Annotated in this window: 27 protein-coding genes and 1 tRNA gene; 16 read left to right on the top strand and 12 right to left on the bottom strand. The window is 55.7% G+C overall.

Annotated features, from left to right (window positions below; genetic code table 11):
- Positions 1-339: 339 nt before the first annotated feature.
- The 4 genes from CAP48_RS08465 to CAP48_RS08450 all read left to right on the top strand — a co-directional run bounded on the left by CAP48_RS08465 (position 340) and on the right by CAP48_RS08450 (position 2,792).
- Positions 340-660 carry a hypothetical protein gene (locus tag CAP48_RS08465; RefSeq protein ID WP_100695543.1) on the top strand — a complete coding sequence of 107 codons (321 nt, stop codon included), beginning with the start codon at positions 340-342 and terminating at the stop codon, positions 658-660.
- Positions 661-855: 195 nt separating this feature from the next.
- Positions 856-1,602, top strand: coding sequence for a GntR family transcriptional regulator (locus CAP48_RS08460; RefSeq protein ID WP_100695542.1), 747 nt, complete (start codon positions 856-858; stop codon positions 1,600-1,602).
- A 15-nt stretch (positions 1,603-1,617) separates the two neighbouring features.
- Entirely contained in the window at positions 1,618-2,478 is an 861-nt protein-coding gene (locus CAP48_RS08455) for a sulfite exporter TauE/SafE family protein (protein WP_100695541.1), read from the top strand.
- Positions 2,475-2,792: a DUF1634 domain-containing protein gene (locus CAP48_RS08450; protein ID WP_100695540.1), complete on the top strand. Its 318-nt coding sequence runs from the start codon at positions 2,475-2,477 to the stop codon at positions 2,790-2,792. Before CAP48_RS08455 ends, CAP48_RS08450 begins: the two co-directional genes overlap by 4 nt.
- 162 nt (positions 2,793-2,954) lie before the next feature.
- Here CAP48_RS08450 and CAP48_RS20300 read toward each other — a convergent pair whose 3' ends face one another.
- Both CAP48_RS20300 and CAP48_RS08445 read right to left on the bottom strand, forming a co-directional pair.
- Positions 2,955-3,098 carry a hypothetical protein gene (locus CAP48_RS20300; protein WP_192871301.1) on the bottom strand — a complete coding sequence of 48 codons (144 nt, stop codon included), beginning with the start codon at positions 3,096-3,098 and terminating at the stop codon, positions 2,955-2,957.
- A 239-nt stretch (positions 3,099-3,337) separates the two neighbouring features.
- Positions 3,338-3,412 (bottom strand) — tRNA-Arg (locus tag CAP48_RS08445).
- Between the two features lie 348 nt (positions 3,413-3,760).
- Here CAP48_RS08445 and CAP48_RS08440 point away from each other — a divergent pair.
- Positions 3,761-3,985 (top strand): hypothetical protein, encoded by a 225-nt coding sequence (locus CAP48_RS08440; protein ID WP_100695539.1) that lies wholly within the window; start codon positions 3,761-3,763, stop codon positions 3,983-3,985.
- Between the two features lie 80 nt (positions 3,986-4,065).
- Here CAP48_RS08440 and ybaK read toward each other — a convergent pair whose 3' ends face one another.
- Complete coding sequence (gene ybaK / locus CAP48_RS08435) at positions 4,066-4,590, bottom strand: Cys-tRNA(Pro) deacylase (protein ID WP_100695538.1); 525 nt, start codon at positions 4,588-4,590, stop codon at positions 4,066-4,068.
- A gap of 67 nt (positions 4,591-4,657) precedes the next feature.
- Positions 4,658-5,575 (bottom strand): site-specific tyrosine recombinase XerD, encoded by a 918-nt coding sequence (gene xerD, locus CAP48_RS08430; protein WP_100695537.1) that lies wholly within the window; start codon positions 5,573-5,575, stop codon positions 4,658-4,660.
- 104 nt (positions 5,576-5,679) lie between these two features.
- Here xerD and CAP48_RS08425 point away from each other — a divergent pair, with 104 nt between their 5' ends.
- From CAP48_RS08425 to miaA, 5 genes are all read left to right on the top strand, one after another.
- Entirely contained in the window at positions 5,680-6,585 is a 906-nt protein-coding gene (locus tag CAP48_RS08425) for an AEC family transporter (protein ID WP_100695536.1), read from the top strand.
- 97 nt (positions 6,586-6,682) lie between these two features.
- Positions 6,683-7,243: a tRNA (adenosine(37)-N6)-threonylcarbamoyltransferase complex ATPase subunit type 1 TsaE gene (gene tsaE / locus CAP48_RS08420; protein ID WP_100695535.1), complete on the top strand. Its 561-nt coding sequence runs from the start codon at positions 6,683-6,685 to the stop codon at positions 7,241-7,243.
- Positions 7,195-8,526, top strand: a complete 1,332-nt coding sequence (locus CAP48_RS08415) for an N-acetylmuramoyl-L-alanine amidase (protein WP_100695534.1) — start codon at positions 7,195-7,197, stop codon at positions 8,524-8,526. The genes tsaE and CAP48_RS08415 overlap by 49 nt, the downstream gene beginning before the upstream one ends.
- Before the next feature lie 182 nt (positions 8,527-8,708).
- Entirely contained in the window at positions 8,709-10,655 is a 1,947-nt protein-coding gene (mutL, locus tag CAP48_RS08410) for a DNA mismatch repair endonuclease MutL (RefSeq protein ID WP_100695533.1), read from the top strand.
- Positions 10,652-11,617, top strand: coding sequence for a tRNA (adenosine(37)-N6)-dimethylallyltransferase MiaA (gene miaA / locus CAP48_RS08405; RefSeq protein ID WP_100695532.1), 966 nt, complete (start codon positions 10,652-10,654; stop codon positions 11,615-11,617). Before mutL ends, miaA begins: the two co-directional genes overlap by 4 nt.
- Positions 11,618-11,679: 62 nt before the next feature.
- On the opposite strand, the gene purM is transcribed toward miaA, so the two are convergent.
- Complete coding sequence (purM, locus tag CAP48_RS08400) at positions 11,680-12,729, bottom strand: phosphoribosylformylglycinamidine cyclo-ligase (protein WP_100695531.1); 1,050 nt, start codon at positions 12,727-12,729, stop codon at positions 11,680-11,682.
- Between the two features lie 59 nt (positions 12,730-12,788).
- Here purM and CAP48_RS08395 point away from each other — a divergent pair, with 59 nt between their 5' ends.
- The 5 genes from CAP48_RS08395 to folK are packed head-to-tail and all read left to right on the top strand — an operon-like array spanning position 12,789 to position 17,155.
- Positions 12,789-13,853, top strand: coding sequence for an AI-2E family transporter (locus CAP48_RS08395; protein WP_100695530.1), 1,065 nt, complete (start codon positions 12,789-12,791; stop codon positions 13,851-13,853).
- Positions 13,850-14,524 carry a DnaA regulatory inactivator Hda gene (hda, locus tag CAP48_RS08390; RefSeq protein WP_100695529.1) on the top strand — a complete coding sequence of 225 codons (675 nt, stop codon included), beginning with the start codon at positions 13,850-13,852 and terminating at the stop codon, positions 14,522-14,524. Before CAP48_RS08395 ends, hda begins: the two co-directional genes overlap by 4 nt.
- Before the next feature lie 12 nt (positions 14,525-14,536).
- Positions 14,537-15,223 (top strand): HAD family phosphatase, encoded by a 687-nt coding sequence (locus CAP48_RS08385; protein WP_100695528.1) that lies wholly within the window; start codon positions 14,537-14,539, stop codon positions 15,221-15,223.
- A 23-nt stretch (positions 15,224-15,246) separates the two neighbouring features.
- Positions 15,247-16,656 carry a polynucleotide adenylyltransferase PcnB gene (gene pcnB / locus CAP48_RS08380; RefSeq protein ID WP_100695527.1) on the top strand — a complete coding sequence of 470 codons (1,410 nt, stop codon included), beginning with the start codon at positions 15,247-15,249 and terminating at the stop codon, positions 16,654-16,656.
- A gap of 4 nt (positions 16,657-16,660) precedes the next feature.
- Positions 16,661-17,155 carry a 2-amino-4-hydroxy-6-hydroxymethyldihydropteridine diphosphokinase gene (gene folK, locus CAP48_RS08375; RefSeq protein ID WP_100695526.1) on the top strand — a complete coding sequence of 165 codons (495 nt, stop codon included), beginning with the start codon at positions 16,661-16,663 and terminating at the stop codon, positions 17,153-17,155.
- A gap of 26 nt (positions 17,156-17,181) precedes the next feature.
- Here the strand turns inward: folK and CAP48_RS08370 are convergent, their stop codons facing one another.
- The 6 genes from CAP48_RS08370 to CAP48_RS08345 all read right to left on the bottom strand — a co-directional run bounded on the left by CAP48_RS08370 (position 17,182) and on the right by CAP48_RS08345 (position 23,249).
- A complete protein-coding gene (locus CAP48_RS08370; RefSeq protein ID WP_100695525.1) occupies positions 17,182-18,153 on the bottom strand; it encodes a peptide ABC transporter ATP-binding protein in 972 nt (323 codons plus the stop codon).
- The gene (locus CAP48_RS08365; protein ID WP_100695524.1) at positions 18,150-19,130 is read right to left on the bottom strand and encodes an ABC transporter ATP-binding protein; all 981 of its coding nucleotides are present in this window, start codon (positions 19,128-19,130) and stop codon (positions 18,150-18,152) included. The genes CAP48_RS08370 and CAP48_RS08365 overlap by 4 nt, the downstream gene beginning before the upstream one ends.
- A gap of 9 nt (positions 19,131-19,139) precedes the next feature.
- Positions 19,140-20,060 carry an ABC transporter permease subunit gene (locus tag CAP48_RS08360; protein WP_100696725.1) on the bottom strand — a complete coding sequence of 307 codons (921 nt, stop codon included), beginning with the start codon at positions 20,058-20,060 and terminating at the stop codon, positions 19,140-19,142.
- 10 nt (positions 20,061-20,070) lie between these two features.
- Positions 20,071-21,099 carry an ABC transporter permease subunit gene (locus tag CAP48_RS08355; protein ID WP_100695523.1) on the bottom strand — a complete coding sequence of 343 codons (1,029 nt, stop codon included), beginning with the start codon at positions 21,097-21,099 and terminating at the stop codon, positions 20,071-20,073.
- A 143-nt stretch (positions 21,100-21,242) separates the two neighbouring features.
- A complete protein-coding gene (locus CAP48_RS08350) occupies positions 21,243-22,841 on the bottom strand; it encodes an ABC transporter substrate-binding protein (RefSeq protein WP_100695522.1) in 1,599 nt (532 codons plus the stop codon).
- Between the two features lie 198 nt (positions 22,842-23,039).
- Positions 23,040-23,249 (bottom strand): hypothetical protein, encoded by a 210-nt coding sequence (locus CAP48_RS08345; protein WP_100695521.1) that lies wholly within the window; start codon positions 23,247-23,249, stop codon positions 23,040-23,042.
- A gap of 226 nt (positions 23,250-23,475) precedes the next feature.
- On the opposite strand from CAP48_RS08345, the gene CAP48_RS08340 reads away from it, so the two are divergent.
- Entirely contained in the window at positions 23,476-24,510 is a 1,035-nt protein-coding gene (locus tag CAP48_RS08340; protein WP_100695520.1) for an alpha/beta fold hydrolase, read from the top strand.
- A 159-nt stretch (positions 24,511-24,669) separates the two neighbouring features.
- On the opposite strand, the gene CAP48_RS08335 is transcribed toward CAP48_RS08340, so the two are convergent.
- On the bottom strand, positions 24,670-26,190 hold the full coding sequence (locus CAP48_RS08335) for a fumarate hydratase (protein ID WP_100695519.1): 1,521 nt from the start codon (positions 26,188-26,190) through the stop codon (positions 24,670-24,672).
- Between the last annotated feature and the right edge of the window lie 2 nt (positions 26,191-26,192).

Here is a 26,192-nt window from a genome sequence, read left to right as displayed (position 1 = left end):
AAAAAAAAGCCATGGATCCTGACCACTGTGCTGTGTTGTAAATTACGACTTGACCGTGACCATCGGGTTTTGTTTGTGCTGCCCTGCAGCACAAAAAGTCATATCAAACTTGAAATATTTTCTGGCTCCTTTGGGAACAAGCCGTTAAACTGAGTGCTCGCGCACGACAAGCCCCCCAGACCAAACACGGCGATGTGGCGATCTGTTGTTCACAGTGGACGCGCCGCTTAAATTGCCGTTGCACCCCTGCGGGTTGCCAAATACGAAGCCGTTTCAACGCGGGCAGCCACTGCATTACATAATCTACCCGTTCGCGCCGATTGCCAGAAGGAGAATAAGATGAAAGACGTACTACTCAAGCTGGTCCTGTCCTCGCTAGCGGCGCAATTGAGCTATGGGGCGTTTGCCGCTGGCATCCAGGACGATGATCAACGTCGCAAATGCCGCACCGTACAGGGCCTGACCGAAATTGTTCGCGATATCGAAGAAAAAACCCAGGGTAAAGTCGTGCTGCTGACACCCCGGCTGCACGACGGCAAAACCCATTTTGAAATGCTGGTGGCCCGGGGCGGACAGTTCCAAAAGCTGATGGCCGATCCTGACGGCGTTTATGATATTGGCGATAATACTGGCGCCGGCACGACGGACCCGTCGGCATAACACGCTGCAGCTGACTCTACACGCTCCCTCACTAATGCCCGTAAACCATACCACCCTCAACGGATCGTGGATGTGCGTGTGCTGCAATTGGAATCATCACAAATGCAATAGCAACGAGATCCTGTAAGGTGGGTATGTGTGCAAATCACAGTGCCCGGCACTTTTTTCTGGACATCATGACGTCATGATGTCATGATGTCGGCTATGACACTGACCGACACCAATGGCACGCCGTTATATGCACAAATCGAAGCTGCCCTGGCGGCGGAGATTTCCAGCGGACAGCTTGCCGCCGGAGTGCAATTGCCCTCCGAAGAGCGCCTGATCGCCCGCTTTCATATGAGCCGAACCACTATTCGCAAGGCCATCGACAATCTCGTCGCTCGCGGACTGGTGGAGATTCGCCGCGGCAAGGGAACCTTTGTGACACATCCCAAGATCACACAGGCGCTGACCGAGCTGACCGGGTTTGCCGAAGACATGGTGGTATTGGGCCGTCATCCAACCTCGCGCCTGCTGGATAAACGCATCGTTACCGCTGACGAGAAAATCGCCCAGGCGCTGCAGATTCCCGTCGGTACACAGGTCTATCGGATTGAGCGTGTTCGCCTTGCCGATGGCATCCCCATGTCGTTTGACGAAACCTATCTGCCGCTGGAGATCGGCGACAAAGTGGTCAGCAACAATCTGGACGTCGAGCCCATCTTCGATCTGCTCGAAAACAAATATGCCCTGCCATTGGTAGAGGCAAGCTATCAGCTGGAAGCCGTGATCGCAGACCTGCATGTGGCGCAGGCTCTCAATATTGCGATTGGTGCTCCGATTTTTCTGATTGAACGCACCTCGTACAGCACTGGGGAGCGCCCCGTCGATTACGAAAAACTGTATTACCGCGGCGACTCCATCCGCTTTGCCACCCGCCTGTCGCGGCGTTCCCGCTAACTGGGGAACAAAAGCATGGATATCACAACCCTGTTCTGGTTATTTGCAGCCGCTTTTGGCGCCAGCATGCTCGGAGGCATGCTTGGAATGGCAAGCGGCATTTTTATTGTACCCATCCTCATTATCGCGTTTGGCGTAGACATTCATGTGGCCATCGCGGCAAGTATTGTGTCTGTCATTGCCTGTTCCTGTGGCAGCGCCGCCCCGTTTCTTAAAGGGCGCCTGACCAACATCAGGCTTGCGATTGTCCTGGAGACGGCGACCACGCTTGGCGCAATCACGGGAGTGCTGTTGATCGGTGTTATTCCAACGCCCGTCCTCTATGGACTTTTCGCCGTCATTCTGGTTCTGTCAGCCCAGCAAATGATGGCCCGGCGGCGCGATCCGACACTGGCCTTTACATCCGACCCACAAAGCTGGGCAAGTCGGCTGCGCTTGCATTCCACTTTCCCTGATCGCCAACTGGGCAGGGAGGTAGCCTATCAGGTCACCCGGGTTCCCTTGGGACTTTTCCTGATGTACGCCGCCGGGGTTATCTCTGCCCTGCTGGGCATTGGCTCGGGCGTACTGAAAATACCGGCAATGGACACTGCTTTGCGACTCCCCATAAAAGTGTCATCGGCAACCTCCAACTTTATGATAGGGGTGACTGCAGCGGCCAGTGGCGGCGCCTATCTGGTCCGCGGCGACATCGACATGAACATCGCCGGCCCTGTCGCGCTCGGTTCCGTTGTCGGGGCATTGGCCGGTGCCCGCCTGCTGATGGGCATGCCCGCCGATAAGCTGCGCATTCTGTTCGCTGTCATTCTTATTGCACTTGCAATCCAAATGACGCTAAGCGCGCTGGGCATTCACCTTTGGGGGACAGGCTCATGAATCCATTGAGCAGCAAACCGAACCGCCACGACGGCATTATTGCCGGCCTGCTATGGTATGGCACGTTGATCGCCTCGGCGGTGATTATGACTGGCATTATCCTCGGCGCCCTGGCGCAGATAGGCGTCACTCCAGCACTGTCACTAGCAGGCTACGCCCTGATCAGGATTGGTGTGGTGATTTTTGTGCTGCTGCCGATTATTCGTGTGGCGCTCATGCTGGTAATGTTCGCGCACGCACGCGACTACCTCTATACCGCGATTGCGGCGCTGGTGCTGGTCATTATTGGGGCCGGCGTCATAATAGGCCTTTAATCGTCGGCGCACTGTCAGGTCGTTAATCTTAATATGACCGATGCAATATGGCATAAGCAATGATGCCATAAAAAACTGCACCTCCGGAGGTCGGTTTCTCCGTTCCTCTTTTGCGGTGCAGTTCATTGCTGACGTCGGTCATTTCGATGACCTTCAAAACGCCTAAATCTTGCAGGCATCTCCGCAGTCGTCGTCGGCTTCGGGCAAGTTTTCATCCATTTTTTTGATCAGCTCGGCATTTTTCTTTTCTATTGCATCAAAATCAATATTATCCAGCACGGTGTCAAAATCGGTATCGTTGTTCATATGCCATCCTTTGGGTAATTAGCGTTACTCTATTTTAAGGCATGGCACCGGCCTTGTCTGCAAGACCGCGCAAAGAATGGCCCGATTGTTTTGATTTAATCCAAAGCCCGTGTATGGAGCTGGAAATAATCAGCGCTGATAATTACCGCTTGCAAGTATTAGCGCAATGCGGTTGGAAGGCAGGGATTAATCGAGTTTGGTGAATGCCCATCCTCCGGTTATGGTGTATAGCCGAGTGCTGGCCTCGCCGACAGGAATCGAACCTGTAATTGGCCCTTAGGAGGGGTCGGTTATATCCATTTAACTACGGCGAGAACGGCTAAAAACAGCAAGCATTATATGTCAATTCAGGATAGCAATGGATCTGGGGACCATAAAAAAGACCAATAAAAAATGGCCGCCCTGCCAAATCTGACAGGCAAATGGCATGCCCTGTGCCGCAACATTTCGCCTATAGCCAGTCTAATTTTGCGTACGCGCGACAACGGCTAGAACCAAAAGTCCGGTAAGCGACACCGTCAATTTCAGTTGTCTGGGCGCCCACCGCTATCGATTGGCTGTATTTCAAAATACCCACACCTAGTATAAACCCGGCTTTTCAAGCCAATATCGTTCGGTGTATTACTCTGTCATCTGTCGTTATGATCAGCCCGGACACTGTCATGAAACGTTATGCCATCCGAAAGCGCAGAGAACCAGATCACGAAGATTATTACCTGAATGTACTAGTCTGCGATGAGTGCTCGACCGACGTTGCGCAATCGTACCCCGATGCCCGTGAGATTAGCGAAATCCTGTGCGATCCCAGCTACGAAGACCGCTGCAAAATCTGCGGCAAGTCGTTCTGGAACGAAATCGAGGCCCGGTCAGTCGTTCGGTCCCATTGATTAAACTCGCGCCCCCTAGCTGAGCCATATCGCGAGTGGTTCCACGCCAATATCGCTATGTTCCCCAACCATGCTGTTATTTACGAATGCTCGGCACAGGCAGAGCCGTTGTGGCGAGCCTCATTGGCTACATTCACCGGATGAGCCTGCAACAGCGTCACCAGCACCTTGGGGTCAATCCCTATCAAATACCCGCGCCGCCCGCCGTTGATGTAGATTTTTGGCAGTGCCAGTACGCTTTGCTCTACAAATACCGGCATACGCTTGCGCGTTCCAAAAGGCGATGTGCCACCGATCTGGTAGCCTGAGTGCCGGCAGGCCACTGCCGGCTGGCATGGTTGCATTTTTTTGGCGTTGGCCTGGCGGGCCAGGTTTTTCATCGACACTTCGCAATCGCCATGCATAAGCACAACTTGTGGTTTGGCACGGTCATCTTCAAGAATCAGCGTTTTGACCACCGCGTGCGGATCCACGCCCAACTGCCTTGCCGCCTCGTTAGAACCACCATGCTCAATATAATTGTAAGTATGCTCGCTATAGACCACTTTATGCTTTTTCAACATTTGGGTGGCGGGTGTTTCCGATACATGTTTGCTGGCGCTCATATCTGTTCACTGACTGGCAGCGTGACTGTTCAAATCGCTTATTCTACTGCAACTGCCGGTGTAGAGTTCAGGCCCGCGGATGGTGTTGCGCGTGCAGTTGCTTGAGTCGTTCACGTGCCACATGGGTATAGATTTGCGTCGTTGAAATATCAGCATGCCCCAGCAGCAGTTGCACAACACGCAAGTCCGCGCCATGATTCAGCAGATGGGTGGCAAAAGCGTGGCGCAGCGTGTGCGGGGACAGCGGTATATGAATATCTGCCTGCAGCGCATATTTTTTGATCAGTTGCCAGAATGCCTGTCGCGTCATGCCCGTAGCGCGCCGCGTCAGAAATAAATCGTCAGACTGACGCTGGCCCAGCAGGCCGGGGCGTGCCTCTTTCAGATACCGCTCGAGCCAATAAGCGGCTTGCGCGCCCACCGGCACCAGACGATCCTTGCCGCCTTTGCCCATGACAACCCTGACCACGTTCTCATTCAGACTCAAATGCAACACCTTGAGGCTGACCAGTTCGGTCACGCGCAAGCCTGAAGCGTACAGCGTCTCCAGCATGGCGCGATCACGCAGGCCCAGGGCCTCGCGGGTATTGGGCGCCTCCAGCAATTGGTCCACCTGCTGCTCGCTCATGGTTTTGGGAAATCTGGCCGGCTGGCGAGCTGAATGCAGGGTCAGACAAGGATCTTCGCTGATCTGATGGCTGCGAATTGCCCAGGCAAAGTAACGCTTGAGCGTAGCCAGTCGGCGATTGGCAGTGGTCGCTTTGGTGCTGGCGTGCCTGGCGGCAAACCAGGATTCAATATCTTCACGGGCGGTTTGCAACAGGGTTTTGGGGGGCTTTTGCTTTGCCAGAAAATCGGCCAGGCCCTTCAGGTCCTGGCGGTAGGCCGACAGCGTATTCTGCGATAGCCCATCTTCCAGCCACAAGGCGTCTATAAAAGGATCAATGTCCTGCTGGTGAGCAGGCGCAACTTCCGGGTCTGTCATGGTTATTTATTCACAACAAAAAATGATAATGGCAAACTGCCGGTGTTTTCTGAACTATGATTTGATTCTAGCCTAAATCTGCCCATTCAAATACGATTTTTCCCATGCATATTGCCCTGCTCGTCATCCCAGATTGTCTTATTGTCGCGCTGGGCTGGGTTCTGCTTCACAAGCTGAAGTTTTCCCGGGAGTTTTTCAGCAATACCGAAAGACTGGTTTACTACATTCTGTTTCCCGCCCTGCTGGTTCAGTCTATTGCCTTCACCCCGATTTCCGCCAGCTCCGCCGGCCGGCTGCTCGTAGTCTCTATTTTGCTTGCCCTTGCAGGCTATCTGGCCGCCTGGCTGGCCCGCCCGCTTCTGAAGCCACGTGCCATTGCGCTTGCCTCGCTGGCACAATGCGCCTATCGTTTCAATACCTATATCGGATTTTCGCTGGCTGCCGCACTCGCGGGCAGTGAAGGACAAGCGATTATGGCGGTGCTCGTTGGATTCTCGGTGCCTATTGTCAACATCCTGGCGGTCAAATCCCTGGCCCGCTTCCAGGGCTCGAATGTGTGGCTGGAGGTGCTTAAAAACCCCTTGGTACTTGCCACGCTGGTCGGTCTGATACTCAATTTTTCAGGCATTGGGCTGGCAGACACCGTGAACGTGACGCTGTCCAAAATGGGTAACAGCGCCATCCCGCTAGGCTTGCTATGCGTTGGCGCCAGCCTTTCACTGGAGGGCGGCAGTCAGGATCGCGCAGTCATTTCCTGGATTCTGGGAATTCGACTGATGATGATGCCGGTCTTCGCCCTGATATTTGCCTTCCTGCTGGCCCTGTCCCCCCTGGAAACCCATATTCTTGTGCTGTTTGCCGCTTTGCCGCCTGCTTCGGCCGCCTATATTTTGGCTGCCCGCATGGGCGGCGACGGCCGCTGTGTCGCCACGGCGATTTCTGTCGGAACCATACTGGCGGTGTTCACCTTACCCCTGTGGCTGTTTATCGGCGAGAAATTGGCAAATTAACCACGACAATTTTATAAATCTCCATTTATTTTAGGCAGTTCCGGTAGATTCCTTATAATTTACATTATGTTTCTTTTTTCGGAACCCCGTAAATTCCATGTCCGACGCAAAAAACACCCGATCACAACCCCTGGCAACCACCTCCCTGTTTCTGCCGCAAGAGGCCGCAACAGAGCAGTTGGCAAAGGCGCTTTCCGACATCCTTTCTCATTACTTTTCAAATAGTTACGAAAAAACACCGGGCACGGATGCGGGTGCAAAAATCTATCTGAAAGGTGATCTGGGAGCAGGCAAAACCACCTTTGTCCGACATTTTTTAAGGGCCATGGGCGTCAAAGGACGAATTAAGAGCCCAACCTATACTTTGCTTGAAACCTATAAAGTTTCTAGTTTATACTTGTATCACTTTGATTTTTATAGATTTACCGATACCGAAGAATGGCATGAAGCCGGTTTTCGTGAAAATCTGGGCGAAGACGCAATTGTATTTATTGAGTGGGCAGACAAAGCAGGACCCGGGCTACCCATGCCCGACCTTGAACTGAACCTAATATACGAATCGGCTGGAAGAACGGCACAATTTAACGCTTTTTCGGAAAAGGGCAAGACATGGATAACAAAGCTCATTCACAGGAAAATGCCAACAGGCGAACCATAACCCGTCGGCGCATCCTTGGTGCGTCGGCCACGTTACTGTCTCTGCCCGTCATTTCAAAAGTCGCTTCTGCTGCCGGTGGTCAGATCCTGGCAGTGCGTACGTGGCCCGCAGACGAATATACCCGCGTTACGCTGGAGCTGAACGCACCACTGCGGGCCGAACATTTCATGCTGGGCGACCCCAACCGGCTGGTGGTGGACATCCAGGGCCTGACCATCAGTCAGGCGCTCAATTCTCTTATTTCCAAGATCCGCCCCAACGATCCCTACATTGCCGCAGTGCGCGTGGCACAGAATCGAGCTGATGTGGTTCGCCTGGTATTTGACCTGAAACAGGCCATCGCTCCCCAGGTGTTTACATTGAAGCCGGTAGGCGACTACCAGTATCGATTAGTGCTGGATTTGTATCCCAAAGTTGCCAAGGACCCGATCATGGCGCTGGCCAGGGATCTGGACAACGATCCACTGGCCCAGGTACTGGATAACCTGGCGCAGAACAACAGCAGTGCACCGGTTCCCTCCGTCAGCGGTCAGGTCGACCCTACCACGGCGGGCCGCCAACCCTCGCGCGCCAATCCCAACCGTCCGATTCTGGTCGCCATCGATCCCGGCCATGGCGGCGAAGATCCTGGTGCTATTGGCGGACGCGGCACGCGAGAAAAAGACATTGTGCTGGCCATCGGGCGGCAGTTGCGCGACGTGATTAATTCCCAGCCGAACATGCGTGCCTATATGACGCGTGATGCCGATTTCTTTGTTCCGCTGCATGTGCGCGTGCAGAAGGCACGTCGGGTGAAAGCCGACCTGTTCGTCTCAATCCATGCCGATGCGTTCAGCAACCGTGCGGCGCGTGGCACATCGGTATTTGCCCTTTCCCGCAATGGCGCATCCAGCGCTGCTGCCCGCTGGCTTGCGAAGAAAGAGAACGCAGCCGATTTGATTGGCGGCCTGGACATTGGCGCACACGATAGGCAGACGGCCAGTGTCCTGCTGGATATGTCGACCACCGCGCAAATCAACGATTCCCTGAAAATCGGGCACCGTGTGCTGGGTTCGCTGGCCAAAATCAATGGCATTCACAGTCGCAAGGTGGAACAAGCCGGATTTGCGGTGCTCAAGGCGCCGGATATTCCTTCCATTCTGGTAGAGACGGCTTTTATCAGCAACCCGCAAGAGGAAAACTTCCTACGCAGTCCGGCCAACCAGCGCCAGATTGCCAAAGCCATCTTCGCCGGTGTCAACGATTATTTCTCCACCAACCCGCCGCTGGCCAGAGTCGGCTAACGCCCCATCCGGACCCTGCTGGAACACCGGCACGCCATTGTCCATAAAACGCCTTCGGATCCGGAGGCGTTATTCTTTACGGCATCGCCCGGCCACTGATCCGCCACGGCATCACTTGCGTGTACGGCAATCGCCAAACACGCTAAAATGAAATATTGCCCTTCTCTCTTTACGCTGCCTCCATGTCCGACCGCCGCCATATCGCTCCCCTGCCCGACACGCTGATTAGCCAGATCGCGGCCGGTGAGGTCATTGAACGTCCGGCCTCTGTTCTGAAGGAATTACTGGAAAATGCGCTGGATGCCGGCGCCCGCAGTATCGAAATCCGGCTCGACGGTGGCGGCATTCGCCGCATTTGCATTACCGACGATGGCCACGGCATCCCGAAAAATGAACTGACCTTGGCGCTGACCCGGCACGCGACCAGCAAAATCAACAGCCTGGGAGACCTGGAAGCGGTCAGCTCCATGGGTTTTCGTGGTGAGGCCCTGGCCTCTATTGCCTCGGTGGCCCGGCTGACGCTCACCTCCAGGACCGACAGCGACGATCATGCCTGGCAGATCGACGGTTCTGCATTGCAAATCAGCCCTGCTGCCGGCCCCACTGGAACCACCATCGATATTCGTCAGCTTTTTGACGCTGTCCCGGCGCGCCGCAAATTTTTGAAGTCGGAACCCACCGAACTGGGGCATTGCCTGACGGTGGCAGAACGCATTGCGCTTGCCAATCCAGCCGTTGCCTTTCGCCTGTTTCACAACGGCAAAGCCTACAAGCAGTGGATGCCGGTAGACTTGCTGCAACGCATTCGTGATGTGCTGGGCAACGAATTTACGCAATCGGGACTGCCTGTGGATGCCCAATTGCCTGCTGCCGGACTGCGCGGCCTGATCACGCTGCCCAATGCGGCACGCGCCCGGGCCGATCGCCAGTATCTTTATGTCAATGGCCGATTCGTACGTGATCGCACCGTCAGCCACGCCATCCGCAGCGCCTATGCCGATGTGTTGCATGGCGACCGCCAGCCGGCCTATGTTCTGTTTTTGCAGATCGATCCCACCGCCGTGGATGTGAACGTGCATCCGGCCAAACATGAAGTGCGCTTTCGCGATAGCGGCGCCATCCATCGCTTTGTGGGTCAGGTGCTGACGCAGGCCCTAGCAGGCGTGGGTGGTGAAGCGGCGGCAGCCAATGCCCTGCCTGCCAGACTGCCAGCGGGCCTGGCGCCAGCCGAACAGGCCCACGAGTTGCAGAATTCAGATCATGGGCGCGTCGGCGACACGGCAATCGACGGCGCACACGCCGGGCAGGCCACCCGGGTTACCCCCGGCTATCAGCCCTCCCTGCATTTGCATAGCGTTTCGCCACAATCAACAGAACACTGGAAACAGTTCTATTCGCCGTTGGAATCTGCGCCACAGTACCTGAACGAATCAGAACGCAACCCTGCCATGCCCGGGACAGCTTCCCCAACCGCGTTTCAGCCTGCCGCCAATGGCGTCGCCAGTGCTGGCAGCGGCCTGCCGGACACAGGTGATGAGGCCGATCCCTATCCACTGGGCATGGCGCTGGGCCAACTTCACGGCATATATATTCTGGCCCAGAATGCCCGGGGACTGATCCTGGTCGATATGCATGCCGCTCACGAGCGCGTTGTCTATGAACGCCTCAAGACCCTGCTCGACCAACAGGCGTTGCCTCAGCAGGAGTTGCTGGTGCCTTATGTGATTCATTGTTCCGAACGCGATATTGCCGTGATGGAAAGCCATAAGGAACAACTGGTCACGCTCGGCCTGACCATCAGCGCCACCGGGCCGCAATCGCTGGCCGTGCGTTCCGTGCCCAGCCTGCTGGCCGGCGGCGATATTGAATCGCTGGTTCTCAATGTGTTGAAGGAACTGGATATGGTGGGTCACTCGCAGCAGCTCACCAGCCAGCGCAACGAATTGCTCTCGACAATGGCGTGCCATGGTTCGGTACGCGCCAATCGGCGCCTCACGCTTGAAGAAATGAACGCCCTGCTGCGACAGATGGAACAAACAGAAAGGGCCAACCAGTGCAATCACGGACGACCGACGTGGTTTCAATGGAGCATGAACGACCTTGACCGTCTGTTCATGCGCGGCCAGTGACGCGGTCTGTATTCTGCCTGGCCGGCCCCACTGCATCGGGCAAAAGCGCCGGGGTATTGGCGCTGGCCCAGCGCTGGCCCATTGAAATTATCAATGTCGATTCGGCTACCATTTATACCGGCATGGATATTGGCACCGCCAAGCCGACACCGCAGGAGCGGACCAGAACGCCCCAGCATTTGCTGGACATCCGCGATCCGGCAGAATCTTACAGCGCGGCGCAGTTCGTGCAGGACACCCATTGCCTGATCGGCCAGATCCGGGCGCGGGGTCGCATTCCGGTCCTGGCGGGCGGCACGATGATGTATTTTCAGGCGCTGCGCCAGGGCCTGAATGCGCTGCCGCAGGCTGACCCGGCCATACGCGCGCAGATCGAGGAAATGGCCAGGCAGCATGGCTGGGCATATGTGCACGATCAGTTAAACCACTATGATCCGGTCACGGCTGCCCGCCTCTCTCCCAACGACCGCCAGCGAATCCAGCGCATGCTGGAAGTCTGCCTGATCACGGGCCAGCCCTATTCGTCGCTTATTCAGGAGCAAAGCCCGCGCCAGGGCACCGACACATTCCATATAGTAAGCCTGGAGCCCTCGGTGCGCCTGCAGTTGCACGAACGCATTGCCTTGCGTTTTGACCAGATGCTGGAACAGGGTCTTGTCGGGGAGGTAGAGCAATTGCGCAACCGCGGTGACTTGACCGAGGCATTGCCCTCTATACGCTGCGTCGGCTATCGTCAGATCTGGCAGCATCTTGCTGGCCAGGACACCCTGGAAGGCGCAAGGGAAAAGGCCATTGCCTCAACAAGGCAACTGGCCAAGCGGCAACTTACCTGGCTGCGCAGCATGCCAGAGCGTCAGATCATCGACAGCCTGCAGGCTGATGTCCACGCGCGTGTGATAGACGCCGCCGCAGCCATCCTGTCACAAGACACACCTGAACACACCCCGCATCAACCCGATTAAGGGGATTAATGGCGGGGATGCAACGCAGGCCGTCACGGTCATTGATTGCCCGTTGTGAATTATCAGGCGACTACAGTTTTCGGTACGCCTTCTTCCTGGCGAACAATCTGCCCAAGCTCGAAGACGGTTTCGCCCTGTTCCTGCAGGGTGGCCGCAATGGCCGCAGCCTGCTCGGCGGCGACCACAATAACCATGCCAATGCCGCAATTGAACACACGATGCATTTCGGTGTCGGATACCTGGCCTTCCTGCTGCAGCCACTGGAACAGCGGGGGTAATGTCCACGCGGATTTGTCGATACGTGCACTGAAGCCATCCTGCAATATGCGCGGCACGTTATCCAGCAGGCCGCCGCCGGTAATGTGCGCCAGTCCCTTGATGGCGGTGCCATGCTCGGCAAGCGCTGCCAGTACCTGCTTGACATAGATACGCGTGGGCGCCATGACGACATCGACCAGCGGCTGGCCGTGGAAATCATCGTCGGGACGGGCACCGGCGCGCTCCAGAATTTTGCGGATAAGCGAAAAGCCGTTGGAGTGCGCGCCGCTTGAAGCCAGGCCAAGAATGCGATCACCTTCCATAATGCTTTTGCCGTTAATGATGGCCGATTTGTCGACCGCGCCGACCGCGAAACCGGCCAGATCGTATTCCCCATCGGGATACATGCCCGGCATTTCGGCCGTTTCACCGCCAATCAGCGCGCAGCCGGCCAGCTCGCAACCTTTTGCAATACCGCCCACCACCTGAGCGGCCGTATCAACCGACAACTTGCCACAAGCGAAATAATCCAGGAAAAACAGGGGCTCTGCGCCCTGCACCAGAATATCGTTGACGCTCATGGCCACCAAGTCGATGCCTACCGTGTTGTGACGATTCCAATCAAAGGCCAGCCGCAATTTGGTGCCCACGCCATCGGTGCCCGAAACCAGCACCGGTTCGCGAAATTTCTTTGGCACTTCAAACAAGGCGCCAAACCCGCCGATGCCTGCCATGACGCCTTCACGCATGGTTTTGGCCGCCAGCGGCTTGATCCGGTCAACCAGCGCATCCCCGGCGTCGATGTCTACCCCCGCATCGCGATACGTTAAGGAAGATTTGTTTGAATTTGTCATGAGCAGGCTGCCTAAATATGTAAAATGTCATTAATTGAACAGGAAGGCCTTATTTTACGATGAACGAATATATTTTGCGCCGGAAACAGACCCTTCTCTGGTCAGGAGTCGGCCTGGTACTACTCGTTCTCCTGTATGTACTGTCTCCCGTACTCACGCCTTTCATGCTCGGCATGGCCCTTGCCTACATCCTGGTGCCTGGCGTCAACATGCTTGTCAGCCTCAAGCTGCCTCGCTGGCTGGCCGTCGGCATCATGTTTTTTCTGCTGTTTGCCGTCATCCTGGGCGTGCTGTTGATTGTTATTCCGCTGGTGCGCAAAGAAGTCGGCCTGGCCATTGAACAATTACCCGGATGGGTTGCGCAGTATAATATCAACGTGGCGCCGCGCCTGAATCAGCTGTTTGGCGTATCGGCCGAAATTGACATCCTCAAGATCCGGGAAGTGCTGCAGGATGCCATTACCGGCACCGACAGCCTGACAACAACCATTATTACCTATGCCAAATCCAGTGGGTCGGCCGTCATCTTCTTTTTCGTCAACCTGCTCATCACACCCGTCGTGCTGGTTTACCTGCTGTTTGACTGGGATAAATTCATACTGTCAATTCGCGAAGTCATACCGCGCCGCTATCTGAGTGGTACCCTTAGCGTATTTCGCGATATCGATCGGCTGCTGTCGAGCTTCTTGCGAGGCCAGATCCTGGTCATGCTGATCCTGGCTGTCTACTATAGTACCGGCCTGTCGCTGGCGGGCTTCGAAAGCGCGATTCCTATCGGGGTGCTCACGGGCATGCTGGTTTTTATCCCGTATCTGGGGGTTACGTTCGGACTGCTGCTGGCCATTCTGTCGGCGTTATTGCAGTTCGACAATTATTACGGACTGATTTCCGTGGCAATTGTCTATGGCCTGGGACAGATTCTGGAAGGAATGGTGCTTACGCCAAAAATCATGGGCGAACGTATCGGCCTGCATCCGCTGGTCATTATTTTCGCGCTGTTTGTCTTCGGACAGATTTTCGGCTTCTTCGGTGTGCTGATGGCGCTACCCATCAGCGCCGCCCTGTCGGTCCTGATTCGCCGTGTTTACGGTCAGTACCGTCGCAGTGATTTTTATCAAACATGAAAGAACAACTTATTCTCGATGTGCTGCCGGTTGTGTCACCCCGTTTCGACAATTTCGTGACCGGCCGCAACGACGAGGCCGTCAGCCGCCTGCGTGCCGCAGCAGCCGGGCAGAGTATTTACCTTTGGGGCGAACACGGCAGCGGCAAAACCCATTTGCTGCTTGCCGCCACAAAACAGCGCGGACGCTATCTGAACGCGGCGACCGACCCCTTGCCGGACCCGGGCGAGCCGGTGCCGGCAGGCCTGCTTATCGCCGTCGATGACGTGCAGAACCTGTCGGAAGCCCAGGCCGCCGCCCTGTTCGGCCTGTTCAATCAATGGAAGACCCGCCAGGATACGCCTGACGCCTTTACCCTGCTGACCAGCGGCCCGTGCGCGCCACGCCAGTTGCACATTCGGGAAGACCTGCTGACCCGCCTCAGTTGGGATCTGGTTTACCGGCTTGAAACCCTCACCGACGATGAACGCCGCAGCGCGCTGCTGCAACGTGCCTCGGACAAGGGCATCCCGCTAAGCGCCGAGGTCACCAACTGGATGTTCAACTATTACGCCCGTGATATGAGCGCCCTGTCGTCGCTACTGGACGCCCTTGATCGTTATTCACTAGCTGAAAAGCGATCAATCACCGTTCCCTTGTTAAAATCCTACCTTCAATCCAGACATTCCTGAAATACGCATTTAATGACTATGACCCAACGACTCGCGCTGTTTGACCTTGACCATACCCTGCTGCCCATCGACACCGATCGCCACTGGGTCGATTTCCTGGCCCGCAATGGCTGGGCCGGCGATCCCAAGGTCGTACAGGCAAAAAACCATGAGCTCATGGAAAAATACACGGCGGGTACGCTGAAAATAGAAGAATCGGTCGAATTCATGCTCAGTTTTCTGAACCTGCATACCCCCTATGACCTGGCGCGCTTTCACGAACAATACATGCACGAAGTGATCAGGCCCGCCATGCACGAGAAGGCGGTGGCCCTGGTCGCGCAACATCTGGAACAGGGCGACCTGTGTTGCCTGGTATCTGCCACCAACGAATTCGTTATCGCGCCGGTTGCCCGTGCCTTTGGCCTTCCCTATGTCATCGGTACCGTCCCGGAATACAAAAACGGGCGCTACACCGGCAAAGTGGTGGGCACGCCCAGTTATCAGGACGGCAAAGTCACCCGCGTCAATGAATGGTTGGGCGCCATGGGCCTGACGCTTGAGCACTTTACCGAGAGCTGGTTCTACAGCGACTCCCAGAATGATATTCCGCTGCTTGAAGCAGTGACCCATCCGGTTGCAACCAACCCGGTACCGCCGCTACGCGAACTGGCAAATAAAAAAGGCTGGACGGTGCTGGATTTATTTCCTTTGCAATAACAAGGACCAACAAAAACAAACACATGATCAAAAATACAATTCGCACGTTCGTCAGCCGGCTCTTTACCGCGCCCGTTCAAAAACAGAAACATCGGGTATACACTCGGGAGCAGCACCAGATTGACCGTCGCCTGGTCTCGCGCAATGCCATCAAGGTTTGCGAAGTGCTCCAGCAAAAAGGCTATGATGCTTTTATTGTTGGCGGCGCAGTGCGCGATCTGGTCCTTGGCTACGAACCCAAGGATTTCGATGTGGCCACCAGTGCCACGCCTGAAGAGATCCGCCCGCTGTTTCGGCGGGCCCGTATCATCGGCAGGCGGTTCCAGCTGGTGCACGTGGTGTTCGGCCAGGAAATTATAGAAACCTCTACCTTTCGCGCACCCTCCCAGGGCGACCAGCACACCGATGCCGATGGGCGCATCCTGAATGACAATGTATTTGGCACCCAGCAGGAAGATGCGGCACGTCGCGACTTTACACTTAACGCACTGTATTATGATCCGGTAAAGGAAACCGTCATTGATTATCACAATGGGGTGCCCGATCTGAAAAACCATCTGGTGCGCATGATCGGAGATCCCGAGACGCGTTTTCGCGAAGACCCGGTGCGCATGCTGCGAGCCGTGCGCTTTGCCTCCAAGCTCAATGGCACGATCGAGTCGGCAACGCATGCGCCGATTCGCGAGCTGTCCGGTCTGATAAAAAATGTCCCGGACTCCCGACTGTTTGATGAAATACTCAAACTGCTGACCTGCGGCAATGCCATCGCCGCGTTGGAGCAGCTGCGCCAGGAAGGACTGCATGAAAACGTGCTGCCATTGATTGACCAGGTGCTACAACAGCCAGGCGGCGAACAATTTGTGCAACTGACGCTGGAGCGCACCGATCATCGCGTGCGTGCCGGTAAATCAGTCAGCCCGAGTTTCCTTTTTGCGGCGCTGCTGTGGCGGCTGGTGGATGTGAACTGGAAAAAAAACCTGGCGCGCAAAGAACATCCTATTCCGGCACTGAGCCAGGCCGCAGACCTGGTCATCGACACGCACATCAGCAAAATGGCCATACAGCGTCGGCACACGGCAGATATGCGCGAAATCTGGTTTATGCAGCCACGCTTTGAACGCCGCATTCCCAAACAGATTTGGCGCATGACAGAGCAACCGCGCTTTCGGGCCGCTTGTGATTTCCTGCAGTTGCGTGCCGCCTGCAACGAATTTGACAGCGTACTGGCGCAATGGTGGATGGATCTGGCCGATGCCAACCCAGGCGAGCGTGCCGAAATGATTGAAGCCCTGACTGCCGAACAGCAGGCGGCCGGGCCAGCCAGCACCCCGCGCAAGCGGCGCAAACGGCGCAGCAATGCGAGCAAAGGCAAAACCACCAGTGGCAACAGCCAGCCCGGCAGCGCAGCCGGAAGCGGTCCTGCAACTTCATAAACAGATGCACACCGCCTATATTGGCCTGGGCTCGAACCTGGGTGAAAGCGAAGACATACTGTATCGGGCCCTGGATGATATTGCCGCCCTGCCCCAAACTGTTTTGGATCAGGTTTCAGACCTGTACCGCACAGCCCCGGTAGACTCGTCTGGCCCAGACTACATCAACGCCGTGGCACGATTGACCACCGAGCTGTCGGCACCCAAGCTGCTGCAGGCGCTGCAGGCCATCGAGCTGAGCCATGGCCGGGTACGCCCCTATCGCAATGCACCGCGTACACTGGACCTGGATATTCTGTGCTATGACGACCTGGAGCAAGACACCACGCAATTGATTTTGCCGCACCCCCGCATGCACCTGCGCGCGTTTGTGCTGCGCCCATTGCTGGATATTGCGCCTGACATGGTGCTTTATGGCCGGCCCATCAGCCAGTGGTTGACTCAATGCGACGGGCAGCCTGTCACCCTGTATCGCTACTACGCAGATCGGCCCGATTGAAGCGCTTTGCGCGCAACCACAGGGCCTTAGACGAACTGCTCGGCCAGATGACAGGCAACCTGCCGGCCACCCACTTCACGCAATGCCGGCTCTTGATCACTGCACCGCGCCACCGCATGCGGGCAGCGTTTGTGAAAAGCGCAGCCCGAAGGAGGATTCAGCGGTGACGGCAGTTCACCTTCAATCTTGATTTTCACGGTCCGTCTTTCAGGATAGATGGAAGGCGTCGCCGACAGTAGCGCCTGCGTGTACGGATGCAATGGCTTTTCATACAAGGTCTGCTTGGAACCACTTTCTGCAACTCGTCCCAGGTACATCACCATAACCTCGTCAGCAACATGTTCGACTACCGACAAGTTATGGGAAATGAATACATATGACGTATGCAATTGATCCTGCAGATCAAGAAACAGATTGAGCACCTGCGCCTGAATGGATACATCCAGTGCCGAGATGGGCTCATCGGCCACAACAATACTGGGACGCAGCATCATTGCGCGCGCAATGGCCACTCGCTGGCGCTGGCCACCAGAGAACATATGCGGATAACGATAATAATGTTCGGGCCGCAAGCCCACGCGCTGCATCATCTCGCGCACCCGTTCCTTGCGTTCGGCGGCTTTAAGACTGGTGTTAATGATCAGCGGCTCTTCCAGTTGATCGCCAATCTTGCGACGCGGGTTGAGCGAGCCGTAGGGGTTTTGAAACACCATTTGCACCTTGCTGCGCAAGGCTTTGATCTGTGAAGAGGAGCCCGCATCCACCGCGTCCCCGTCCAGCCACAACTTCCCGGAGGTCGGCGCTTCAATCATGGTAATCTGTCGCGCCAGCGTCGATTTGCCGCAACCGGATTCGCCCACCACCGCCAGCGTTTTACCGCGCTGCAGTGAAAGCGACACGCCATTGAGTGCTTTGAGCGTGGCACGCGGTTTCATAAACCCCTGCGACACATCATAATGGCGGGTCAGGTTTTCTGTTTTCAAAACGATATCATTCATGACTTGGCTTCCTGCAAGGGAATCAGCGGTGTATGACAGCGCACCGACCTGCCGCTATAGCTGATAAGTTCCGGACGCTCACGCACGCAACGGTCTTGGGAAATGGGGCAACGTGGCGAGAGCAGACAACCCGAAGGGCGATCATATTGCCCCGGTACAATGCCCGGTAACGTGGACAAGCGCCGCGAACCGCGACACGATTCGGGAATTGAGGCGATCAATGCTCGTGTGTAGGGATGAGCCGGTTCAAAAAAAACGTCGCGCACTGCCCCGGTCTCGGCCACTTGTCCTGCATACATCACGACCACGCGCTGCGCCACTTCCGAGATCACGGCCAGATCGTGCGTGATCATCAGCAAAGCCATGCCGCGCTCTTTCTGCAAACGCAGCAGCAAGTCCATGATTTGCGCCTGGATCGTCACGTCCAGCGCGGTGGTGGGCTCATCAGCAATCAACAGACGCGGTTCACAGGCAATCGCCATGGCAATGGCCACGCGCTGGCTCATCCCGCCGGACAATTGATGGGGATAGGCTGATAAACGCCTTTCGGGATCGGGAATTTCCACTTCGCGCATCAGCTCGATAGCACGCTGTCGGCGAGCCTTACGGTCAAGGCCGATATGCACTTTGAGCACTTCCTCAATCTGAAAGCCAACGGTATAACTGGGATTTAATGCGGTCATCGGATCCTGGAAAATCATGGCAATATCCTTGCCGATGATCTTGCGCTTCTGCTTGGGAGTCAGCACAGACAGTTCCTGCCCATCAAACAGCATCTGATCTGCGGTCACGGTCCCCTGCCCGTCCAGCAAGCCCATCATGGCCATCATGGACACCGATTTGCCCGAGCCGGACTCACCCACAATGCCCAGCAGCTCGCCCTCATTCACAGTCAAATCAACCCCGTCAACAGCGAGAAACGGTTTGTCTTTAGTGCCAAATCGCACGCACAAGTTACGGATGTTCAATAAACTCATTCGTGACTCCTATGCCGCGCGTTTCAGTTTAGGATCCAGCGCATCGCGCAGACCATCGCCCACCAGATTGATCGCCAGCACCGTGAGCAGGATCGTCAGGCCGGGAAAGGTGACCACCCACCAGGCACTGGTAATGTAATCACGCGCCGTGGCAAGCATGGTGCCCCACTCCGGCGCCGGGGGCTGCACGCCCAGCCCAAGAAAGCCCAGGGCTGCGATATCCAGGATTGCCGAGGAAAATCCCAGCGTCGCCTGGACGATCAGCGGCGCCATACAGTTGGGCAGTACGGCGATGAACATCAGGCGCAGTACACCAGCGCCGGTGACGCGGGATGCCATAACGTAATCCTTACCCAGTTCGCTCATGGCCGAGGCCCGTACAATGCGCATGTAGCCGGGCAAGCCCACGACCGCAATTGCGATCATTGCATTTGTGATGCCAGGACCGAGCACTGCCATAATTGCAATGGCCAGCAATACCGAGGGTAGTGACATCATGATGTCGGCCATGCGCATCAGCAAGCGCCCCGCCGAAGACGGAAAAAAAGCTGCGAGCAGACCAAGCAGGATACCCGGGACGAGCGTGATAATCACAGCTGAAAAGCCAATGACCAGCGACAGCCGTGCGCCATGCATCAGTCGTGAAAGAATGTCCCGCCCGGCCTCGTCGGTTCCCAGCAGATAAGCGACGCTACCCCCTTGCTGCCATGCCGGCGGCTGCAACATATGGTCGCGAAACTGCATTAAGGGATCATGCGGCGCAAGCCAGGGCGCCAGCGCTGCCGCCAGGACCATGATGACCAGAAAAAAGAAGCCCGCAACCGCGCCTCGGTTATTGGAAAAGCTGGCGACAAATTCGCGCAAGGGCGACGGGTACGTGATGACACCGCCCGTTGCTGCACTGGTGTCAGCCACTGAGAGTTGATTCATGATGGCGTCCTTATTTTGCATGACGGATCCGGGGATTGACGATGCCATAAACGATGTCGACCACCAGATTGACCAGGATGATCAGGACGGCCACGATCAACAAGCCATTTTGCACCACCGGATAATCGCGCCGGAAAATGGCGTCGACGAGCCACTTGCCGATGCCCGGCCACGAAAAAATGGTTTCTGTCAGTACCGCGCCGCCGATCAGTGTGCTAATTTGCAGGCCAATCACTGTGACGACGGAAATCATGGCGTTGCGCAAGGTATGGACAAAGATGACACGCCTTGGCGACAGCCCTTTGGCCCTGGCGGTCCGAACATAGTCTTCACCCATGACTTCGAGCATTGAAGAACGCGTCATCCGCGAGATGACCGCCAGCGGGATGGTGCCCAGCACGATAGAGGGCAGAATCAGATGCATAACCGCATCCATGAAGGCGCCGCTGTTGTACTCCGGATCCTGGATCTGCGCGATAACCGAATCGATCAACATGAAGCCGGTGTAGGGCTGCACGTCATAGGTCAGGCTGATACGGCCAGAGACCGGCGTCCAGCCCAAATAAGACGAAAACAGCATGATCAGCATCAGGCCCCACCAGAAGATCGGCATGGAGTACCCGGTCAGCGACAAGCCCATGACGCCATGATCCAGGAACGTACCGCGCTTGATCGCGGCCAGCACGCCCAGCAAAATACCGAATACGGTACCGAACAACAGCGCGCAGATGCCAAGCTCCAGCGTGGCGGGGAACAGGGCCGCAAACTCACTCCAGACACTGCTCTGGCTGGAAAAGGATTTGCCGAAATCTCCCTGCAGCAAACCACCGAGATAGTTCATATATTGAACATGCAGCGGCTGATCCAGCCCGAGCCGCGCCATGATGGATTTGTACATTTCCGGGTCGACATTGCGTTCGCCCAGCATCGTCATCACCGGATCGCCGGGAATCATGTGAATAAGAAGAAACGTCAGGATCGTGATGCCGAAAAATGTCGGTATCAGAATCGCCAGACGCCTGAGAATAAAGGAAAACATGAGGCCAGCCTCCGTGGACACTCAGGCCATATGAGATTGAGATATGGCCGGTTTATTGCACGTGCCCTGAAAAAACATATGACAAAGCGAAAGCCACCCTGTGGGGGCAGCCTTCGTTTTGGCTCCTACAATAGTCGAAATCGTTACTTCAGACTGACGCCATAGAACTGAAAGAGGCCGAAAGGACTGATTTTGAAGCCTTCGACTTTTTTGTTCATCGGAACGTTCACAATTGATGTACCGATAGGAGACATGGGCATCTGTTCATGGAAGATTTTCTGGGCTTCCTTGTACAGCTGGGTGCGCTCCTGCTTATCGGTTACTCGCTTGGCCTTGACCACCAGCTCGTCAAATGGTTTATGACAAAAGCGTGAATAGTTGACGCCACCGACCGAGTTACACGACAGCAGATTTCCCAGCCAATTGTCCGGGTCACCGTTATCGCCGGTCCAGCCCACCATAATGGCGTCATGCGTACCTTGTTTGGCGCGCTTAAGGTATTCGCCCCATTCATAGGTACTGATTCTGACCTTGACACCGATTTTGGCCCAGTCCGACTGAATCATTTCAGCCATCAGGCGGCCGTTCGGGTTATAGGGACGCACCACTGGCAAAGACCACAGCCCCATATCGAACCCGTCGGGGTAGCCGGCTTCGGCCAGCAGTTCCTTGGCTTTCGCCACATCGGTTGGACGGCTCTTGATGGTGTCGTCATAAGACCATTGGCTTGACGGCATGGGACCATCGGCCAGCACACCCTGCCCACCATAGACCGCCTTGATAATGGCCGGTTTATTAATGGCCATGTCCAGCGCGATGCGCACCTCGGGTTTCTTTAATTGCTCTTTTTCAGTGTTGTAGTAAATGAAACCTACGTTAAAGCCTGGATTGGACTGCACTTTCAGATTGGGATCCTGCTTGAGGCGGTCAACATCGGCTGGCAAGGGATACGAAGCCAGCTGGCACTCGTTGGCCTTAAGCTTCTGGGCGCGCACAGAAGGATCTTTGGTGATGGCGAAGATCAGATTATCCACGAGCGGGCCTTCTGCCTTGTCCCAATAGTCTTTGTTGGCTTTGTAGCGAATTTGGGCGTCTTTCTGGTAGCGTTCAAACACGAACGGGCCGGTGCCCAGCGGCTGCTGGTTGATCAGCTCCGGTTTGCCGTCGGCGAGCAACTTTTCCATATATTCTTTGGACAGAATCACGGCAAACGGCATGGCCATATTCTGCACAAACGCGGCATCCACTTCGTTCAGCGTGAACTTGACCGTATGGTCGTCCACTTTTTCCACCGACTTCAGATTCTTGTCCATGCCCATATCGGTAAAGTATGGGAACTCTGTCGGATAGGCCTTGCGAAACGGATGGTCCCTGCTCATCATTCGTTCGAAGGTGTACACCACGTCATCTGCGGTCAGCCCGCGCGAGGGGGTGAAAAAGCGCGATGTCTGAAACTTGACGCCTGGACGCAGGTGAAAGGTGTACTCCAGGCCATCTTCGGAAATGTCCCATTTTTCGGCCAATGCAGGAATCACTTCTGTCGAGCCCCGCTCAAACCCCACCAGTCCGTTGTATACCGTTTCGGCAGAGACATCAAAATCGGTACCTGCGCTATATTGTGCTGTATCAAAACCGGCCGGGCTGCCTTCTGAGCAATAGACCAGTGTGCCTGCCGCCTGTGCTGTTGTCGCAAGTCCACCGAGCAGGGCTGTCAGAATCATGCGTGTCGCATTAATCTTCATTACAGTTCCTTTGAAAATAAGGTAAAAAGCCAGCCCCGTGCCGCAATGCTGCGGGGGCTGACTTGAACAGCGCAAGGTTACAGAGCAGCCAATATAGAAACAATTAGGAAATACCCACAGCTCCGGGGGTGGAGCGAACATTCTCCGGGCACAATTGTGTAACCATATGATTCTCCTTGCGCTGATAAAAAAATACGGTCACTTCAGGCTGACGCCAAAGAACTGGTATTTGCCAAAGGGATTGACCCAAAAGCCGGCGACATTTTTGCGCATGGGCACATTGTCCACGGCCGTTGCCATTGGAGACATGGGTATTTGTTCATGAAAGACCTTCTGCACTTCTTTGTAAAACTTGATCCGCTCGGCCTTGTCTGTCAGGCGCTTGGCCTTGAGGATCAGATCATCCATCGGTTTATAGCAGAATCGTGAAAGAAGAGTCTTCACGCAAGGCGATCAAGTGGCCCCGCCATCAGTCGTGATGGTCTGGTCCGTAGCGACTTCCTCTGTTCCGTAATACATGAACCACCCCGTATAATGGCCAGGAATAAACAAAAGACCCCAGGTGCACTCGAAAAGCGGCCGAGTGCCTGGCGCAATAAGCGCTCAACCGGGATAAGCCGCAAGAGGAGATGACATGGGCATTGCTATGCGAAATGCAACGTTGGCGCTTTCCGCCATCACATTATTGGCCGGATGCGCACAAACTGGCGGGATAAACGTTAAGGAAGTCGGCAGCTATCACATCGGTGGCGAACAGATCACGTTAAAAGGCCTGCCAACCAAGAAAATGGTATACAGTCCGGGCTCTCCCCCTGTGACGCTGGATCCCAATGGCGATTTTGTCGCCGGGCAAATGTACACGCGTTACACCATCCTGGAAGATCCGCGCGCCAGTGTGCCCATGTTGCTGTGGCACGGCGGTGGTCTGTCGGGTACGACGTATGAAACCAAACCAGACGGCAAGCCAGGATGGGAAATGGATTTTCTGCGCGACGGCTGGAGTGTATATGTGAGCGATGCGGTCGAACGCGGTCGTGCGTCTTGGGCACGCTATCCTGAAATTTTTGAGGGCGAGCCCGTGTTCCGCACGAAAAAGGAAGCCTGGGAGTTATTCCGCATTGGCAAGACCTATGCGAGCGATCCGCAAGCACGGCAGGCAATCCCCGGCACCCTGTTTCCCATCGCCGATTTCGACCAGTTCACCAAGCAAAGCATACCGCGCTGGGCGACAAACGACGAACGCACGCAGCGAGCCTATGACCAGTATGTGCAAGAGGCATGTCCCTGCGTGATTGTTGTACATAGTCAGGGTGGCAATTTTGCGCTTACATCTGCGCTAAAGTACCCAGACAAAGTCAAGGCTATGGTGCTGGTCGAACCCAGCGGCTCGCCAGATCCCGATAAAACGGATCTGACACCCTTGCGTGACGTGCCGATGCTATGGGTGTGGGGCGACTACATTCAGGACTACCCATTCTGGAAGAGCATCAAGGAGAGACAAGAGCGTTTCCGTGCCGCATTGAACGGGGCCGGCGGCCATGGTGACCTGCTGGATCTGCCGGCGCTAGGAATCCACGGCAACAGCCACATGCTGATGATGGACACCAATTCGGAGCAGATATCAGGGCTGATCCAGGATTGGTTGCAAGAACGGGGGCTGGTGCATTAACGATAGCCCCGCTCTGGCTTTGAACTGCTATATGCCGAGGCCACTTATCTGGTCTTGGCGCCCTTTTTGTTTGCCAATAGAAGCCAATCTACCAAAAGCAAAAACGGCCCGCAGCGCCAGGCTGCAGGCCGTTTTTTACCTGAACAAATCTTCAATCCATCAAGCAGGTACCGGAATAATACCGATTTTTGCCTGCCACTCGCGCGGCCCGGTCTTGTGCACCGAGGTGCCAGTAGAATCGACGGCAACGGTCACGGGCATATCCTTGACATCAAACTCGTAAATCGCTTCCATGCCCAGGTCTTCGAATCCGACCACTTTGGCGCTGCGAATGGCTTTGGACACCAGATAAGCTGATCCGCCCACGGCCATCAGGTAGGCGGAGCGATGATTCTTGATTGAATCGACCGCCACCGGGCCGCGCTCGGCTTTGCCGATCATCGCGATCAGGCCGGTTTTCTCCAGCATCATGTCCGTGAACTTGTCCATGCGGGTGGCCGTGGTTGGGCCGGCGGGCCCCACCACTTCATCCCGCACCGGATCGACGGGACCGACATAATAGATGACGCGGTTGGTGAAATCGACAGGCAGCGGCTCGCCTTTTGCCAGCATGTCCTGAATGCGCTTGTGCGCCGCATCGCGGCCAGTGAGCATTTTCCCATTCAACAACAACGTCTGGCCTGGCTTCCAACTGGCCACTTCCTCTTTGGTCAGCGTATCCAGATTCACCTGTTTGGACGCATTGTAATCCGGAGCCCAGTGCACATCTGGCCAGTCGGACAGTGAAGGCGGCGTCAGATTCGCCACGCCCGATCCGTCCAGGACAAAATGCACGTGACGAGTCGCGGCACAGTTGGGAATCATGGCGATGGGTTTGGAGGCCGCATGAGTCGGATAGGTATTGATCTTAATATCCAGCACAGTGGTCAGCCCGCCCAGGCCCTGGGCGCCAATACCCAAAGCATTCACTTTTTCATACAGTTCGATCCGCAGCTCTTCCAGCTTGTTCTGCGGCCCACGCTGCAAGAGCTCGTACATGTCGATGTCTTCCATCAGCGACTGCTTGGCCATCAACATGGCTTTTTCGGCTGTGCCGCCAACGCCGATGCCCAGCATACCTGGCGGGCACCACCCTGCCCCCATCAGTGGCACGGTTTTCAATACCCAATCCACGATAGAGTCGCTCGGGTTGAGCATGGCAAACTTGGTTTTATTTTCTGAGCCGCCGCCCTTGGAAGCGACCTGCACATCGACCGTATTGCCCGGCACCAATTCCACATGCAAAATACAGGGCGTGTTGTCCTTGGTATTTTTACGTTCGAAAATCGGGTCCGACAGTACCGAGGCACGCAGTTTGTTGTCCGGGTCCAGGTAACCACGGCGTACGCCTTCGTCACAGGCCTGCTGCAGCGTACAGGACAGGTCGAAACGCACGTCCATGCCCACTTTGAGGAATACATTCACAATGCCCGTGTCCTGGCAGATAGGACGCTTGCCCTCGGCACACATGCGCGAGTTGGTCAGGATCTGCGCAATGGCGTCCTTGGCCGCCGCACTTTGCTCACGCTCGTAGGCACGCGCCAGATGCTGTATATAGTCGGCCGGGTGATAGTAGCTGATGAACTGAATTGCATCTGCAATAGACTGGATCAGATCATCTTGTTTGATTACAGTTGTCATGA

The sequence above is a fragment of the Advenella sp. S44 genome (assembly GCF_002810445.1).
GTDB lineage: Bacteria > Pseudomonadota > Gammaproteobacteria > Burkholderiales > Burkholderiaceae_B > Advenella.
The sequence above is the reverse complement of the archived record's forward strand: the minus strand, read 5'-3'. Positions and strand labels throughout refer to the sequence as shown.